This window comes from Rhodococcus sp. NPDC019647 (assembly GCF_044389235.1).
Lineage (GTDB): Bacteria > Actinomycetota > Actinomycetes > Mycobacteriales > Mycobacteriaceae > Rhodococcus_F > Rhodococcus_F oxybenzonivorans.
In genome coordinates this window covers 197,452-213,334 of the sequence record NZ_JBIRXS010000007.1, presented here as the reverse complement: position 1 = coordinate 213,334, position 15,883 = coordinate 197,452, and the positions used below count along the sequence as shown (strand labels likewise).

Sequence of the window (15,883 nt, the reverse complement as noted above, 5' to 3'; positions counted from 1 at the left end):
CTAGAAGCCCAGGCGGCCCAATTGCTTCGGATCGCGCTGCCAGTCCTTGGCGACTTTGACGTGCAGCTCGAGGAAGATCCGGGTGCCCAGCAACTTCTCGATCTGCAGGCGCGCCTTGGTCCCGACCTCCCGGAGCCGGGCGCCGCCCTTCCCGATGACGATGCCCTTCTGGCTCGGGCGTTCGACGTAGAGCAGGGCGTGCACGTCGAGCATTTCGCCCTGCTTTTCGGTGCGCCCCTCACGGGGGATCACTTCCTCGATGACCACCGCAAGGGAGTGCGGCAGTTCGTCGCCGAGGCCCTCGAGAGCCGCCTCACGGATGAGTTCCGCCATCAACGTTTCTTCGGGTTCGTCGGTGAGCTCGCCGTCCGGGTAGAACGCGGGCCCTTCCTCCATCTTGGAGGCGAGGACATCCACCAGGACCTCCACCTGCTCACCCGACGCGGCGGAGACCGGCACGACGTCGGATTCCGGTCCGAGCATCTGGGACACGGCCAGCAGCTGCTGCCCGACCTTGTCCTTGGTGACCTTGTCGATCTTCGTCACAATGCCGATGAGCGTCGTCTTAGGCGCGATCTGGCGAACCTGCTGCACGATCCACCGGTCGCCGGGGCCGATCTTCTCGTCCGCGGGAATGCACAGGCAGATCACGTCGACCTCGGAGTAGGTGTCGCGAACGAGGTCGTTGAGGCGCTGACCGAGGAGCGTCCGGGGCCGGTGCAGCCCCGGGGTGTCGACGAGGATCAACTGCGCGTGCTCGCGGTGCACGATGCCGCGAATCGTATGCCGGGTCGTCTGCGGACGCGAGGACGTGATCGCAATCTTGCTGCCCACCAACGCGTTGGTGAGCGTGGACTTGCCCGTGTTGGGCCGCCCGACGAAACAGACGAATCCGGAACGGAATTCGGGTTTACTCATGCTTCTCCTCGATCACGGATCCATCGGTTCGCGCGAAGACGATCGCCGCCTGCGCACTGACTTCGTGTAATGCGGCGATGCCGGGGTCGTCCGGGGCTGCGCCGATCAGGACAGCCGCTTCGAACCCTTCGGCGCCGCTCGACACCGCCGCGGCGACGGCCGCCTGCAGAGCCGTCAGCGACAACGCGGCCAAGGTGACGGCGCCTGCGGCGTAGGTGCGGCCGTCGAGGTCGCGGACGGCAGCGCCCTGCCCGCTTCCGCTGCGGCCCAGGGCTCCCCGCGCAAGCACGATCAGCTTGGCGTCCTCGGTATCGAGTTCAGGCATCGTCGCTCTCCCGTTCGCGGTCGTCGTCGTGCTCGTCTTCCGAGATGGGGGCGCGTTGCACGAAGACCGTGCTGATCCGCACCCGGCCCCGCACATCGGGTGAGCCCTCGCCGCGCAGGATCAGCCCCTCCGACACGACCTCGGAACCGGGAAGGGGCACCCTGCCGAGTTCGTATCCGATCAACCCGCCGACGGTCTCCACCTCATCGTTTTCGAGTTCGAGTCCGAACAGTTCGCCGAGATCCTCGATGGGCAGCCGCGCCGACACCCGGTACATACCGTCACCGAGGTCCTCGATCGGCGGTGTCTCGTCCTGGTCGTACTCGTCGGCGATTTCCCCGACGATTTCCTCGATGACGTCTTCAATGGTGACGAGCCCGGCGACTCCGCCGTATTCGTCCACCAGCACCGCCATGTGGTTGCGGTCGCGCTGCATTTCGGCGAGCAGGCTGTCCAGTGGTTTGGAATCCGGCACGAACACGGCCGGGCGCATCACGTCGCGGACGCGGACACTGCGCCCACCGTCACGCGAGTGGTACGTCTGCTGGACCAGGTCCTTGAGGTAGACCACCCCGAGGACGTCATCGACGTTGTCGCCGATCACCGGGATCCGCGAGTGACCGCTGCGGACCGCGAGAGATGTCGCCTGTCCGGCGCTCTTGTCGCTCTCGATCCACACCATCTCGGTGCGCGGGACCATCACTTCACGGGCCGAGGTGTCGCCGAGTTCGAACACCGACTGAATCATGCGCCGCTCCTCGTCGGCCACCACGCCACGCTCCTGCGCCATGTCGACGAGTTCCCGAAGCTCGATCTCGGAGGCGAAGGGGCCGTTGCGGAAACCACGGCCCGGCGTGATCGCGTTACCGATGAGGATCAACAGGCGACTGATCGGGCCGAGGAGGGTACCGATGACCTGCAGGGGGAACGACGCGATGAGCGCTATCGAGTAGGCGTGCTGACGGCCGAGTGTGCGCGGGCCGACGCCGATCACCACATAGTCGACGAGCACCATGACGATGGCGGTGACCGTGAGGGCCCACACCGGTTCGAGGAGGTCGGTCAGCCCGCCGACGAGCACCACCGTGGCGGTGATTTCGCACAGGATGCGAAGCAGCACCATGAGATTCACGTAGCGTGGGCGATCCGACAGGATGCGGAGGACCCGGTGAGCGCCGGCCCGATCCTCCTTGGCCATCTCCTCGACGCGCGCCGACGAGATGGTGTTGAGCGCGGAGTCGACGGCGGCGAACACACCGCCGAGGGGGACGAGAACGATCGCGAGGACGATCAGCGCGATGGCGCTAGTCACAAAGAACCCTTCACGTCGCGGTTACTGATCCGGCGAGTCGAAGAACCCGGCCTTGCCGAGCAACTTCTGATCGCGGGCAGCGAGTGCCGCGTCCCGTTCGGCGCGGCGAAGGTCCTCGTACCACTCTTCGAGGAGCTGGTTCTGCAGGCCGAACATTTCTTTCTCTTCCTCGGGCTCCGCGTGGTCGTAGCCGAGAAGGTGCAGCACTCCGTGGACGGTGAGCAGCGCGAGTTCGTGGGCCAGCGGGTGACCGGCCTTGTCGGCCTGATCCGCTGCGAAGGACGGGCACAGCACGATGTCGCCGAGCATCGACGGTCCGGGGTCCGGCGCATCCGGCCGCCCACCCGGCTCGAGCTCGTCCATCGGGAAGGACATCACGTCGGTGGGGCCCGGCAGGTCCATCCACCGCATGTGCAGGTCCGCCATGGTGGCCGAGTCCACGAGGACCATCGACAACTCGGCCGCGGGATGGACATCCATCCGCGCGATCACGAAGCGGGCAACGCTGATCAGCTCCTCTTCGGAGACGTCCATGCCCGATTCGTTCGAGACTTCGATGCTCATGTGTGTCGCTTCCTCCTGGTTCCGGCGACACTCACCCTACCGTCGCGGAGAACGCGAGTGCGCCGCTCTCCGCTGTGCGCGGTTTCCGAGCTCCACCTTGCCGTCGCGATCCGCCTCGAAACGCTCGTAGGCGTCGACGATGTCGGATACCAGCCGGTGCCGGACCACGTCGCTGCTGTTCAGCTCGGCAAAGTGGATGTCGTCGATGTCGCCGAGGATCTCGCTGGCGGCCCGCAGGCCCGATCGCGCGCCTCCCGGCAGGTCCACCTGGGTGACGTCACCGGTGACGACCACCTTGGAACCGAAGCCCAGCCGGGTGAGGAACATCTTCATCTGCTCGGCGGTGGTGTTCTGTGCCTCGTCGAGAATGATGAAGGCGTCGTTCAGCGTGCGACCTCGCATGTACGCCAGCGGCGCGACCTCGATGATGCCCGACTGCATCAGTTTCGGGATTGCCTCGGGGTCCATCATGTCGTGCAGCGCGTCGTGCAGTGGCCGCAGGTAGGGGTCGATTTTCTCGTGCAGCGTGCCGGGCAGGAATCCGAGCCGCTCGCCCGCCTCGACCGCGGGTCTGGTGAGGATGATCCGCGACACCTGTTTGGTCTGCAGCGATTGCACGGCCTTCGCCATCGCCAGGTACGTCTTGCCCGTGCCGGCGGGGCCGACGCCGAAGACGATCGTGTTGGCGTCGATCGCGTCCACGTACCGCTTCTGATTGAGCGTCTTGGGTCTGATGGTCTTGCCGCGCCGCGACAGGATGTCGAGAGTGAGTACCTCGGCGGGGGACTCGCTCAACCCCTGGGTCAACATCCCGACGGTGCGCCGCACCGCATCGGGTGCGAGCGGCTGTCCCCGGCCCACGATGGCGGCGAGCTCGGTGATTACGCGCTCGGCCAGGGCAACGTCCCCGGGCTTCCCGGTGAATGTGACCGCATTGCCGCGTACGTGGATGTCTGCATCCAGGACCCGCTCGAGAGCTCGCAGATTCTCGTCGGCAGAACCGAGGAGGGGCGGGACCGTTTCGGGTGGGAGATCGATACTCGAACGCACGGTGCGTTCCGCCGGGCGCGTGGCGCCGAACGTCTCGCCATTCTGGTCTTGTTCGCTCACGTGAGGTATATGGCCTACTTCCGGTTCCCGGCGATTCACGGCGGTCGCCGTGCTCTCCGCAGTCTATCGCTCGCAGGTCAGCGCGCCCACCCGATTACGTGACAACACCGGCATGATCGGCGACGGCTGCGGAAGCGTCACCCGTCGGCCGGACCGGTCAAGAGCGCATGCCGCGAGATCTTCCAACAGTCGGTCTCGGGATTCAGGAAGGCGTAGTGGTCTTCACCCTCGACGACATGCAGCGCGATCGGGTCCCCGGACGCCCGCGCGGCCTCGCTGTACCGCACACTCACCTTCGCAGGCACTTGCACGTCCTCCGTGCCGTGCACGCAGACGACCGGTACGCCGATCGGAATCCGGTGGTAAGGAGACGCCGAGCGGTAGCGCTCGGGATCGTCGCCGAAGGGAACGCCGAGCAGGTCCTCGATGTACCCGATACGCCGCCCGCGCTCCCCCGCCGACGCCAGGTCGAGCGCCCCGGCCTGTGCCACGACCATGTCGGGCCGCACCGCGGTGTGCGATTGGCCGGCGAGCCACACGGCCAGCTGTCCCCCGGCCGAGTGCCCGACCACCCGAACGCGAGACAGGTCGAAGGCAACCGGCGACTGCTCGGCGACCGGACCGGCGATTGCCTCCAGCGCGGCGACGACGTCGGCGGACATCTCGTCCCACGCCCCACCCGCACCCAACCTGCGGTACTCGATGTTCCACACCGCGACTCCGTGTCGCGCCAGATCGACCGAGAAGCTCGTTCCCAGGTTGAGGTGGTACTTGCCGCTCCAGAATCCGCCGTGCACGACCATCACCACGGGGACGGGACCCTCGACCGGCTCCTCGGGGGCGTAGAAGTGCCCGAACTGCTGCGGTTCGGTGCCGTAGGCGATACGAATGCGGTCCACGGGCAGTCAGATTAATCGCCGACGAAGACGCAGCGTCAGGCGATGGGGGCGGTTCCCCAGCGGTCCGTGAGCACGCCGAGGGCTCCGAGGGCGACCGCGGCCGCCGTGGAGGTCCGCAAGACGTGCGGTCCCAGCAGTACGGGGACGGCGCCCGCCTCCGTCAACGAGGCGACCTCGTCGTCGGCGAGGCCGCCCTCGGGTCCGACGACGAGCACGATCTCTGCGGCGGAACGCAGTGGCAGTTCGGCGAGTCCCTGTGTGGCCGCTTCGTGCAGGACCGCGACGACTCCGCCGCGGCCCACCACCTCACGCACGACGGCGAGTATCCCGGCGGTGCGGTGCAGCTCCGACACCTCGGGCACGATCGCCCGCCGCGACTGCTTGGCGGCGGCCACTGCGGCGCTACGCCAGCGAGCGACGCCCTTCGCCACCTTGGGACCCTCCCACTTGGCCACGCACCGCGACGACTGCCAGGGAATGATCGCATCGACACCGGCCTCGGTGGCGAGTTCGACGGCCAGCTCCGAGCGGTCCGCCTTCGGCAGTGCCTGGATCACCGTGACCGTGGGCGACGCTGCAGATACCTGACGACGCTCGTGGACGGTGAGTTCGAGCCGGTCCTTTCCGGCTGCGGTGACTTCGGTGTCCGCGAGGCCTCCCCGCCCGTCGGCGAGGACGATCCGCTCACCGACACCGATTCGGCGCACGGTGGCCGCGTGCCTGCCCTCGGGGCCGTCGAGTACCGCGGTCTGCCCGACCTCGGGTAGGGGGTCGAGGAAGAAGACGGTGGCCGCCACCGTCAGCGGCCGCTGAACGCTTCGCGCAGACGGGAGAACAGTCCGCCGCTGTGTTGCGACTGGGTGGAGACGACCTCGGCGACGTCCCGGTCACGCAGATCGCGCAGCTCGCGGAGAAGCTTGGCTTCCTTGTGGTCGAGGCGCGAGGGCACGACGACCTCGAGGTGCGCGTGCACGTCGCCGCGTACACCGGAGCGCAGCTTCGGCATGCCGTGTCCGCGAAGGACCGTCACCGAGCCGGGCTGGGTGCCGGGCTCGATGACGATGTCCTTGGGGCCGTCGATGATGGTGTCGATGGTGACCGTGGTTCCGAGCGCGGCGTCGACCATCGGCACCCGAACGGTGCAGTGCAGATCTTCACCGTCGCGGACGAATACCTCGTGTGCCTGCTCGACGACCTCGACGTACAGGTCACCGGCCGGACCACCGCCGGGGCCGACCTCGCCCTGCGCGGCGAGCCGGATACGCATACCTCCGGCGACGCCGGCAGGGACCTTGACGGTGATGTCGCGGCGGGCGCGCACGCGGCCGTCGCCGCCGCACTTGTGGCAGGGATCCGGAATGGTTTCGCCCGCGCCGCGGCACGTCGGACACGGACGGGAGGTCATCACCTGACCGAGGAACGAACGCTGGACCGACTGGACCTCACCGGCACCGCCACACGTCTCACAGCGCACGGGCTTGGAGTTTCCGTTGGTGCCGGAGCCGGTGCAGCTGTCGCACAGGATCGCCGTCTCGACCGCGACCTGCTTGCTCACGCCGGTCGCGCATTCGGCCAGAGTCAGACGGGTGCGCAGGAGGGAGTCCGCTCCGGGCTGCACCCGGCCGCGGGGACCGCGTCCCGCGCCACCTCCGCCACCGAAGAACGCTTCGAACACGTCGCCGAGGCCGCCACCGAAACCGCCTCCGAAGCCGGCACTCGCACCACCACCGGAGGACAGCGGGTCGCCACCGAGATCGACGATGCGCCGCTTCTCCGGGTCGGACAGCACCTCGTAGGCCGTCGAGATCTCCCGGAACCGAGCCTGCGCCGACTCGTCGGGGTTCACGTCGGGATGCAGTTCCCTCGCAAGCTTGCGGTAGGCGCGCTTGAGCTCCTGGTCGGTCGCCTTCTGGTCGACGCCGAGCGTTGCGTAGTAATCCCGTGCCACGTTGAGTCTCTCGTCCTTCTCTACTTCGTCATCTCGCTATTGATCCGTCTTCGCGTCCCCGGCTCCCGTCGAGCTCACGGGTCCGGCGGTTACCGCTCGGCGAGTACCTGGCCGATGTATCTGGCAACGGCTGCCACCGACGCGATTGTTCCCGGATAGTCCATTCGGGTGGGTCCGAGCACTCCCATGCCGCCGAGCACGGTGCCGGCGGCGCCGTAGCCGGTGGAAATGACCGAGGTGCCGCGCATCTGCTCCACCTGTGTTTCTTCGCCGATCCGCACGGTGACGGTGCCGGCATCCTGGGTGGCGGCCAGCAGTTTCAGGACCACCACCTGCTCCTCGAGCGCCTCGAGGACGGCCCGCAACGAACCGGGCAGCCCGCTGATACCGGTGAAATCGGCGGCGTTGCGGGTGAGGTTCGCCGTGCCGCCGAGCACCAGCCGCTCCTCGGGGTGTTCGACGAGCGTTTCCACGAGCACGGTGGCCGAACGGACCACGGCGTCGCGGAGGTCTTCGGGAGCCTCTTCGGCGAGTTCCGACACGGCGATCGACGCCGCCGCCAGCCGCTTGCCTTCGAGAGCGCCGCCGAGGAGCCTGCGCAGACGTGCGAGGTCTTCGTCGTCGAGGACGTCACCGAGTTCGACGATGCGTTGATCGACGCGGCCGGAGTCGGTGATCAGCACCAGCAGCAGCCGGGCGGGTGTCAGGGCGACCACCTCGAGATGACGAACGCTCGACGCCGAAAGTGTGGGATATTGCACAACCGCGACCTGCCGCGTCAGTTGCGCGAGGAGCCGCACGCCCCGCCGGAGCACGTCGTCCAGGTCGACACCCGACTCGAGGAACTCCAGGATGGCCCGCCGCTCCGCGGTCGACAGTGGCTTCACTTCGGCGATGCGATCCACGAACTGCCGGTAACCCTTGTCCGTGGGCACGCGGCCGGAACTCGTGTGCGGCTGGGCGATGTATCCCTCGTTCTCGAGGAAGGCCATGTCATTGCGCACGGTGGCGCTGGAAACCCCCAGGTTGTGCCGCTCGACCAGCGCTTTGGACCCCACGGGCTCCTGTGTGGAGACGTAGTCGGCGACGATCGCACGTAGAACCTCGAAACGTCTGTCGTCAGTACTCGACACCGCCATCCACCTCCAGTTCTCGATCATCACGAATACGGCCCTCACCGAACCGGGTTCGGTGAGGCCCTCACGTCCCCTGAGCTCCGTGCGTAGGCACGTGCATCGCGGCTCGATCCAGTCTAATCGTCCGGACGCCCGCACCCGTCGAGGCCTTACTGTGGTGACCGGAAGTCGCGCATCGGTGACCAGCTGGATATTCGGGCGTCGATGAGCGCACGGCACGACTACGGGCGGAATGACGAGGCGATGATTTTCAAAGGTGTCATGGACGGCAAGCCCTACCCGGACCACGGTTTGTCGCTGCGCGACTGGTCCAAGATCCCGCCGCGGCAGGTTCGACTCGACGAAATCGTCACCACGACCAAGGTTCTGGAACTCGACCGGCTGCTGTCCGAGGATTCGACGTTCTACGGCGACCTCTTTCCGCACGCCGTGCAGTGGCATGGGGTGCTGTACCTCGAGGACGGACTACACCGGGCGGTGCGGTCGGCCCTGCGGAACCGGGTGGTGCTGCACGCGCGGGTGTTCGACTACGACGAGATGCCCGGGATCGTGACCGCCTGATCGCGGTCCGGCTACCGGAGAACGGTCCTGACCACGGCATCGGCGAGGAGCCGTCCCCGATCGGTCAGCACCAGGTGGTCGCCGTCTCGCAGCAGAAGCCCGTCCTTCACTACTGCGTCGGCGGAGCGGCGTTCCCCGGCGTCGAGCTCGGCTACCGGCAGGCCCGTCCGCAACCGTGCGGTCAGCATCACCCGTTCGAGGTGGCGATCCTCGTCGGTGAGGTGTTCACTTCCGCCGACCGGTAGCGATCCGGCCGCGAGCTGCTCGGCATAGCGGGCCGGGTGTTTGACATTCCACCAGCGCACGCCCCCGACGTGACTGTGGGCGCCCGGGCCGGCTCCCCACCAGTCTCCGCCGTCCCAGTACCCGAGGTTGTGCCGGCATTCCGCTCCGCTCACAGCCCAGTTCGACACCTCGTACCAGGTCAGGCCGGCGTCGGCGAGGCGGGCGTCGATACGTTCGTAGCGCGATGCCAGCACGTCGTCGTCCGGTGCGGGCAGTTCACCTCGACGGACTTTCCTGGCCAGCGCGGTACCGTCCTCGACGATCAGCGCGTAGGCCGAGACGTGGTCGACCCCCGCCGAGAGCACCGCATCCAGCGAGAGGGCGAGGTCCTCGTCGCGTTCGCCCGGTGTGCCGTAGATGAGGTCGAGGTTGACGTGCTCGAACCCGGCGGCCCGCGCTTCGAGGGCGGCGGCGACCGCCCGACCGGGAGTGTGCGTCCGATCGAGCACTTTCAGGACGTGCTGGGCTGCGGACTGCATGCCCAGCGAGACGCGGGTGTACCCGCCTGCGCGGAGCCGGTCGAAGAACTCCGGCGATGTCGACTCGGGGTTCGATTCCGTGGTGACCTCGGCGCCATCGGCCAGCCCGAAGCTCGCGCGGACGGCGCCGAGGACGTCGGCCAAACCGTCACCGCCCAGCAGTGAAGGGGTACCGCCGCCCACGAACACCGTGTCGACGGCCGGCGCCCCGGTCAGCTCCGCTGCCCCGTCGAGTTCGCGGCGCAATCCCTCCATCCACGACTGCGGGGACGCCGACGTGCCGAGTTCACCGGCCGTGTAGGTGTTGAAATCGCAGTAACCGCAGCGTGTGGCGCAGAACGGAACGTGGATGTAGATGCCGAACGGACGACTCCCTACACCGGCGAGAGACCGTTCCGGCAGCACGAAGGGGTCCGCCTCGCGCAGACTGCCGGGGGTCGTACTCGTTCCGCTCACTCCTCCAGTGTCCACGGTGTTGCGTCGCGGCGATTCCACGGGCCGTGTCACCTCCTGACCGACCGGAAGAAATGCACGCAAGCGTGATATTTCCCGCAAAAATGGTGGAAATCGGTCCCCGGCTCGGAGTCAGCGATCTGACGTGGCACAATGGACCGCATGACCGGACCCGGAGTGCGACTGGTGGCACGTCGCCACGTCGATCTCAAGCGTGTCTGCAGCTGTTGTTGTCTGCCCTGCTGCGCGCAGTAAATCAGCCTGTCAGCCCGTTCATCATTCTTCTCGACTTCCGGCCGGATTCGTACGCCCCGAGCGAGGAACAGCGTTCCTCCTCGGCCTCAGCCGGTGCACCGTGAGACACAGGAGTGCTCCATGACGTCGACCACCGACGCCTCCCCCGCTGCCACCGACGCAGCTCCCGCGCCCACTCGCACCCGCACGGCGAAGCCGACCCGCCGACGGGCCGAGGGACAATGGGCCCTCGGCTACCGCGAGCCGCTCAACGCCAACGAGCAGGCGAAGAAGGACGACAACCCGCTCAACGTCCGGGCACGCATCGAGAACATCTACTCGAAGCAAGGTTTCGACAGCATCGACAAGAGCGACCTGCGTGGCCGCATGCGCTGGTGGGGTCTTTACACCCAGCGCGAGCAGGGTTACGACGGCACCTTCACCGGTGACGAGAACATCGACCTGCTCGAGGCCCGGCACTTCATGATGCGGGTGCGGTGCGACGCCGGCGCACTCAACGTCGAACAGCTCCGCACCATCGCCGGTATCTCCACGGAGTTCGCCCGCGACACCGCCGACCTCTCGGACCGCGAGAACGTCCAGTACCACTGGGTCGAGGTCGAGAACGTCCCGGAGATCTGGAAGCGCCTCGAAGGTGTCGGTCTCAAAACCACCGAAGCGTGCGGCGACTGCCCGCGCGTGGTGCTGGGTTCGCCTCTCGCCGGCGAGTCGCTGACCGAGGTCCTCGATCCCACGCCCGCGATCGACGAAATCGTCCGCCGCTACATCGGCAAGCCCGAGTACTCCAACCTGCCGCGCAAGTTCAAGACCGCCATCTCGGGTCAGCAGGACGTGGTCCACGAGATCAACGATGTCGCGTTCATCGGTGTCAACCATCCCGAGCACGGTCCCGGCCTCGACCTCTGGGTCGGCGGCGGACTGTCCACCAACCCCATGCTCGCGCAGCGCGTGGGCGTGTGGGTGCCGCTCGACGAGGTCGCCGACGTCTGGGAAGCCGTTGTCTCGATCTTCCGTGACTACGGCTACCGCCGGCTGCGCGCCAAGGCCCGGCTCAAGTTCCTCGTGAAGGACTGGGGTATCGAGAAGTTCCGTGAGGTGCTCGAGACCGAGTACCTCGAGCGCAAGCTGATCGACGGCCCGGCGCCGGAGAAGCCGCTGCGTCCCATCGATCACGTCGGCGTGCAGAAGACCCGCAACGGCCTCAATGCCGTCGGGGTCGCGCCCATCGCCGGCCGTGTGTCGGGCACCATTCTCGCGAAGGTCGCCGACGCTGCCGAACGGGCCGGCAGCGACAAGATCCGCTTCACGCCCTACCAGAAGCTGATCATCCTCGACGTCGCCGACGACAAGCTCGACCAGCTGATCGCCGACCTGGACGAGGTGGGTCTGCCCGCTCGTCCGTCGCACTGGCGCAAGAACCTGATGGCTTGCTCGGGCATCGAGTTCTGCAAGCTGTCGTTCGCGGAGACGCGCAAGCGCTCGCAGGTGCTGGTTCCCGAACTCGAGCAGCGGCTGGCCGACATCAACGCGCAGCTCGATGTGCCGATCACGATCAACATCAACGGCTGCCCCAACTCGTGCGCCCGTTCCCAGGTCGCCGACATCGGATTCAAGGGAATGCTCGTCGACGACGGCGAAGGCAACCAGGTGGAGGGCTTCCAGGTTCACCTCGGTGGCAGCCTCGGTTTCGATGCAGCTTTCGGCCGGAAGCTCCGGCAGCACAAGGTCACCAGCACCGAACTCGGTGACTACATCGATCGCGTCGTCCGCCAGTTCGTAAAGCATCGCAACGAAGGTGAGCGCTTCGCGGAATGGGTCGTTCGAGCTGACGAAGGAGACTTGCGGTGAATCTCGCCACAGCCACACACGACGATCTCCGGCTCCTAGCCGAGCGCGGAGCATCAAATCTCGAAGGTGCCACCGCGCACGAGCTGCTGCAGTGGACCGAAGAGACGTTCGGGGACGGCGCGAGCGAAGCGACGGGGTATCGGAACAGCTACATCGTCGCGTCGAACATGCAGGACGGTGTTCTGGTCCACCTCGCCGCCCAGGTTCATCCCGGCGTGGACGTGCTGTTCCTCGACACCGGCTATCACTTCGCGGAGACCATCGGCACCCGCGATGCCGTGGAGCAGGTGTACGGGGTCAACATCATCAACGCCCGCGCCGAGGCCAGCGTGGCCGAGCAGGACGTGGCGGAGGGCAAGGATCTGTTCGCCCGTGAGCCCAACCGGTGCTGCGCACTGCGCAAGGTCGCGCCGCTGAAGAAGACTCTCGCCGGTTACAAGGCCTGGGTCACCGGCATCCGGCGGGTCGAGGCCCCCACGCGGGCCAACGCGCCGCTGATCTCGTTCGACGAGGCGTTCGGTCTGGTGAAGATCAACCCGATCGCCGCGTGGTCCGACGAAGACATGCAGGCCTACATCGACGAGCACTCGATTCTTGTGAATCCGCTTGTCGACGAAGGTTATCCGTCCATCGGGTGCGCTCCGTGCACCAGCAAGCCAGCCCCCGGCAGCGATCCGCGCAGCGGCCGCTGGGCCGGTCAGGCCAAGACAGAATGCGGGTTGCACGCCTCATGAGCATCGATTTCTCCACCTCCGTTGCCGACACGGGCGTTCGCCCGCAGTTGAACGGCACTCAGTTCGACACACTCGACGCACTCGAGTCGGAAGCGATCCACATCTTACGTGAGGTCGCCGGCGAGTTCGAACGCCCGGTCATCCTCTTCTCGGGTGGCAAGGACTCGACGGTGCTGCTGCATCTGGCCATCAAGGCGTTTTGGCCTGCACCGCTGCCCTTCGCCCTGCTGCACGTCGACACCGGCCACAACCTGCAGGAGGTGCTGGACTTCCGCGACCACGTGGTCTCGAAGTACAACCTGCGCCTGCACGTCGCGAAGGTCGAGGACTACCTGGCTGACGGTCGCCTCACCGAACGTCCCGACGGGATCCGCAACCCTCTTCAGACTGTGCCGTTGCTCGACGCGATTGCCGAGAACCGTTTCGACGCCGTCTTCGGTGGCGCTCGCCGCGACGAGGAACGCGCCCGGGCAAAGGAGCGCATCTTCTCGCTGCGCAATGCGTTCGGCCAGTGGGACCCGAAGAAGCAGCGCCCAGAACTGTGGAACCTGTACAACGGCAAACACTCCCCCGGTGAGCAGGTCCGTGTGTTCCCGCTCAGCAACTTCACGGAACTCGACATCTGGCGTTACATCGCCCGCGACAATGTCGAACTCGCCAGCATCTACTACGCCCATCAGCGTGCGGTGTACCAGCGCGACGGCATGTGGATGACCCCGGGCGTGTGGGGCGGTCCGACCGAAGGCGAGGAACTGCAGACCTTGTCGGTGCGGTACCGCACTGTCGGTGATGGATCGACCACCGGCGCAGTCCTTTCCGACGCCGCCGACAACGAGGCGATCCTCGCCGAGGTCGCGGCATCCCGATTGACCGAGCGCGGCGCGACACGCGGCGACGACCGAGTTTCCGAAGCGGCCATGGAAGACCGCAAGCGAGAGGGCTACTTCTGATCATGAGCGACCTCCACGTGGGTAGCCCCCGAAGCACCCAATTACTTCGGCTCGCCACCGCCGGCAGTGTGGACGACGGCAAGTCCACTCTCGTGGGCCGACTGTTGTACGACACGAAGTCGGTACTCGCCGACCAGATCGATGCCGTCACCCGGGCCTCGGTCGACAAGGGTCTGTCCACCCCCGACCTGTCGCTGCTGGTGGATGGTCTGCGCGCTGAACGCGAGCAGGGCATCACCATCGACGTCGCCTACCGGTACTTCGCCACCCCACGCCGGTCCTTCGTGCTGGCCGACACCCCCGGGCATGTGCAGTACACCCGCAACACCGTGTCGGGAGCGTCCACCGCGCAGCTGGTGATTCTGCTGGTCGACGCCCGTAAGGGTGTGATCTCGCAGACCCGTAAGCACGCTGCAGTTCTGGCTCTGCTCGGGGTTCCCAAGCTGGTGCTGGCGGTCAACAAGATCGACCTCGTCGAGGATCCGGCCAGTGTGTTCGCCGAGATCTCGGCCGAGTTCAACTCGCTCACCAGTTCACTCGGCTGGGCGTCCGAGGACGTCCTCGAGATCCCCGTGTCAGCACTGCACGGCGACAACGTCGCGGTCCGATCGGACCACACGCCGTACTACGACGGTCCCACCCTGATCGAGCACCTCGAGTCCGTGCCGGTGGACGCCGAACCGCACCGGGTCGGCCTCCGCTTCCCGGTCCAGTACGTGATCCGACCCCGTACCCCCGAATTCCCGGATTACCGCGGATACGCCGGGCAGGTCGCGGCAGGTGCGGTGGAGCCAGGGGACGAAGTGGTGATCCTGCCGTCCGGTGTGCGCACCACGGTGACCCGGATCGATACCGCGGACGGTGAACTCGACAGCGCACACGCAGGCCGAAGCGTCACCCTGGTGCTCGCCGATGACGTCGACGTCTCGCGTGGCGACGTCATCGCCTCGCCCGCAGATGCGCCGGAACCGCTCGGTGAGTTCGATGCCACCGTGTGCTGGTTGGCCGAGAAACCGCTGCGTCCCGGGGCGCGCCTGCTCCTCAAGCACGGCACCCGCACCACCCAGGCTATCGTCGGCACCCTGGTCGAGCGTCTCAACGAGCAGGAACTCACCTCCGAGCCCAGCCCGGAGTCGTTGGAGCTCAACGAGATCGGGAAGATCTCGGTGCGTGTCGCCGAACCGATCGTCGCGGACGACTACACGGTGAACCGCCACACCGGCAGCTTCCTGCTGATCGATCCGGCCGGCGGCAACACGCTCGCCGCAGGACTCGTCGGAGACGCCATCGCCTCGGTGGAGCTCGGCGAGCGCGTCTGAGTGCAGTGACGCCGCTGATCGCTGTCGCACACGGCAGTCGCGACCCCCGCAGCGCGCAGGTGGTGGCGGCTGCCGTGTCGGCGCTGCGCGAGAGGCGTCCGGACCTCGATGTCCGCCTGTGCTTCCTCGACCTCACTGCGCCGTCGGTCGATCAGGTGATCGACGCGGTGGCCGCGGAGGGCCATGACTCGGTGGTGGTCGTGCCGATGTTGCTGGGCGCTGCCTTCCACGCCCGGGTCGACCTACCCGCACTTCTCGACGCCGCCCGGCGACGGCACCCCCGGCTCGAGGTCCGTCAAGCCGACGTACTCGGGCATGATCCCCGGCTCCTCGACGCCGTCCGTGACCGGGTCGTCGAGGCCGGCGGCTCCACCGGCGAGTCCGGTCTCGGGGTGGTCCTCGCGGCGGTCGGCTCCTCGGACCCGGCAGCGAACGACCGAACCCGGAGGCTGGCCGACGCACTTCTCGCCGGCACCCTGTGGTCCGGCGCTGTCACCTGTTTCGCCACTTCAGCCGAACCGACGGTGCAGCAGGCGATCGCGCATCTTCACGCGGCAGGCGCGTCACGCATCGTGATCGCGCCGTGGTTCCTCGCCCCCGGACTGCTCACCGACCGGCTGAGCCGTGCAGCCGAGTCCTGCGCAGGCGACATCACCTACTCCGCCACCATCGGACCGCACTCCCGGTTGCTCGACGTCATGCTCGATCGGTATGCGGACACGCGCACCGAGTCGCGGACGCGCACTGTCTTGTCCGCCTGAGCACCCGCCGGCCGGCACCGAAAACG

The 15,883-nt window shown here is 67.1% G+C and carries 17 protein-coding genes; 7 read left to right on the top strand and 10 right to left on the bottom strand.

What is annotated here, in order from left to right; translation table 11 throughout:
• The 9 genes from era to hrcA form a co-directional block, all read right to left on the bottom strand.
• Positions 1 to 918 (bottom strand): GTPase Era, encoded by a 918-nt coding sequence (gene era, locus ACH49N_RS16780; RefSeq protein ID WP_109329016.1) that lies wholly within the window; start codon positions 916 to 918, stop codon positions 1 to 3.
• Positions 911 to 1,243 (bottom strand): cytidine deaminase, encoded by a 333-nt coding sequence (locus ACH49N_RS16775; protein WP_109329015.1) that lies wholly within the window; start codon positions 1,241 to 1,243, stop codon positions 911 to 913. The genes era and ACH49N_RS16775 overlap by 8 nt, the downstream gene beginning before the upstream one ends.
• Entirely contained in the window at positions 1,236 to 2,555 is a 1,320-nt protein-coding gene (locus ACH49N_RS16770) for a hemolysin family protein (protein ID WP_159921483.1), read from the bottom strand. The genes ACH49N_RS16775 and ACH49N_RS16770 overlap by 8 nt, the downstream gene beginning before the upstream one ends.
• 21 nt (positions 2,556 to 2,576) lie before the next feature.
• Entirely contained in the window at positions 2,577 to 3,119 is a 543-nt protein-coding gene (gene ybeY, locus ACH49N_RS16765) for an rRNA maturation RNase YbeY (protein WP_109329011.1), read from the bottom strand.
• A 36-nt stretch (positions 3,120 to 3,155) separates the two neighbouring features.
• Positions 3,156 to 4,229, bottom strand: a complete 1,074-nt coding sequence (locus ACH49N_RS16760) for a PhoH family protein (protein ID WP_358274429.1) — start codon at positions 4,227 to 4,229, stop codon at positions 3,156 to 3,158.
• Positions 4,230 to 4,366: 137 nt separating this feature from the next.
• On the bottom strand, positions 4,367 to 5,128 hold the full coding sequence (locus ACH49N_RS16755) for a prolyl oligopeptidase family serine peptidase (protein WP_358274431.1): 762 nt from the start codon (positions 5,126 to 5,128) through the stop codon (positions 4,367 to 4,369).
• Between the two features lie 35 nt (positions 5,129 to 5,163).
• Entirely contained in the window at positions 5,164 to 5,925 is a 762-nt protein-coding gene (locus ACH49N_RS16750) for a 16S rRNA (uracil(1498)-N(3))-methyltransferase (protein WP_159921477.1), read from the bottom strand.
• Positions 5,926 to 5,927: 2 nt separating this feature from the next.
• Positions 5,928 to 7,076, bottom strand: a complete 1,149-nt coding sequence (gene dnaJ, locus ACH49N_RS16745) for a molecular chaperone DnaJ (protein WP_358274432.1) — start codon at positions 7,074 to 7,076, stop codon at positions 5,928 to 5,930.
• Positions 7,077 to 7,165: 89 nt separating this feature from the next.
• Positions 7,166 to 8,209 (bottom strand): heat-inducible transcriptional repressor HrcA, encoded by a 1,044-nt coding sequence (gene hrcA / locus ACH49N_RS16740; protein WP_109335011.1) that lies wholly within the window; start codon positions 8,207 to 8,209, stop codon positions 7,166 to 7,168.
• 246 nt (positions 8,210 to 8,455) lie between these two features.
• On the opposite strand from hrcA, the gene ACH49N_RS16735 reads away from it, so the two are divergent.
• On the top strand, positions 8,456 to 8,773 hold the full coding sequence (locus ACH49N_RS16735) for a type II toxin-antitoxin system VapB family antitoxin (protein WP_005261240.1): 318 nt from the start codon (positions 8,456 to 8,458) through the stop codon (positions 8,771 to 8,773).
• 11 nt (positions 8,774 to 8,784) lie between these two features.
• Here the strand turns inward: ACH49N_RS16735 and hemW are convergent, their stop codons facing one another.
• A complete protein-coding gene (hemW, locus tag ACH49N_RS16730; RefSeq protein WP_397504731.1) occupies positions 8,785 to 9,993 on the bottom strand; it encodes a radical SAM family heme chaperone HemW in 1,209 nt (402 codons plus the stop codon).
• A 150-nt stretch (positions 9,994 to 10,143) separates the two neighbouring features.
• On the opposite strand from hemW, the gene ACH49N_RS16725 reads away from it, so the two are divergent.
• The 6 genes from ACH49N_RS16725 to ACH49N_RS16700 all read left to right on the top strand — a co-directional run bounded on the left by ACH49N_RS16725 (position 10,144) and on the right by ACH49N_RS16700 (position 15,857).
• A complete protein-coding gene (locus ACH49N_RS16725; protein ID WP_374433888.1) occupies positions 10,144 to 10,245 on the top strand; it encodes an Ms4527A family Cys-rich leader peptide in 102 nt (33 codons plus the stop codon).
• A gap of 120 nt (positions 10,246 to 10,365) precedes the next feature.
• Positions 10,366 to 12,093 carry a nitrite/sulfite reductase gene (locus ACH49N_RS16720; protein ID WP_358274435.1) on the top strand — a complete coding sequence of 576 codons (1,728 nt, stop codon included), beginning with the start codon at positions 10,366 to 10,368 and terminating at the stop codon, positions 12,091 to 12,093.
• Complete coding sequence (locus ACH49N_RS16715; protein ID WP_358274437.1) at positions 12,090 to 12,827, top strand: phosphoadenylyl-sulfate reductase; 738 nt, start codon at positions 12,090 to 12,092, stop codon at positions 12,825 to 12,827. The genes ACH49N_RS16720 and ACH49N_RS16715 overlap by 4 nt, the downstream gene beginning before the upstream one ends.
• On the top strand, positions 12,824 to 13,777 hold the full coding sequence (cysD, locus tag ACH49N_RS16710; protein WP_358274439.1) for a sulfate adenylyltransferase subunit CysD: 954 nt from the start codon (positions 12,824 to 12,826) through the stop codon (positions 13,775 to 13,777). Before ACH49N_RS16715 ends, cysD begins: the two co-directional genes overlap by 4 nt.
• Before the next feature lie 2 nt (positions 13,778 to 13,779).
• On the top strand, positions 13,780 to 15,096 hold the full coding sequence (locus ACH49N_RS16705) for a GTP-binding protein (protein WP_358274441.1): 1,317 nt from the start codon (positions 13,780 to 13,782) through the stop codon (positions 15,094 to 15,096).
• 5 nt (positions 15,097 to 15,101) lie between these two features.
• Positions 15,102 to 15,857, top strand: a complete 756-nt coding sequence (locus ACH49N_RS16700; protein WP_358274442.1) for a sirohydrochlorin chelatase — start codon at positions 15,102 to 15,104, stop codon at positions 15,855 to 15,857.
• The last annotated feature ends 26 nt before the right edge of the window (positions 15,858 to 15,883 follow it).

Coding starts and splice junctions, on each gene's coding strand:
- era (WP_109329016.1), bottom strand. CDS start 918: ATGAGTAAACCCGAATTCCGTTCCGGATTCGTCTGTTTCGTCGGGCGG.
- ACH49N_RS16775 (WP_109329015.1), bottom strand. CDS start 1,243: ATGCCTGAACTCGATACCGAGGACGCCAAGCTGATCGTGCTTGCGCGG.
- ybeY (WP_109329011.1), bottom strand. CDS start 3,119: ATGAGCATCGAAGTCTCGAACGAATCGGGCATGGACGTCTCCGAAGAG.
- ACH49N_RS16735 (WP_005261240.1), top strand. CDS start 8,456: ATGATTTTCAAAGGTGTCATGGACGGCAAGCCCTACCCGGACCACGGT.
- ACH49N_RS16725 (WP_374433888.1), top strand. CDS start 10,144: ATGGACCGCATGACCGGACCCGGAGTGCGACTGGTGGCACGTCGCCAC.
- ACH49N_RS16720 (WP_358274435.1), top strand. CDS start 10,366: ATGACGTCGACCACCGACGCCTCCCCCGCTGCCACCGACGCAGCTCCC.
- cysD (WP_358274439.1), top strand. CDS start 12,824: ATGAGCATCGATTTCTCCACCTCCGTTGCCGACACGGGCGTTCGCCCG.
- ACH49N_RS16705 (WP_358274441.1), top strand. CDS start 13,780: ATGAGCGACCTCCACGTGGGTAGCCCCCGAAGCACCCAATTACTTCGG.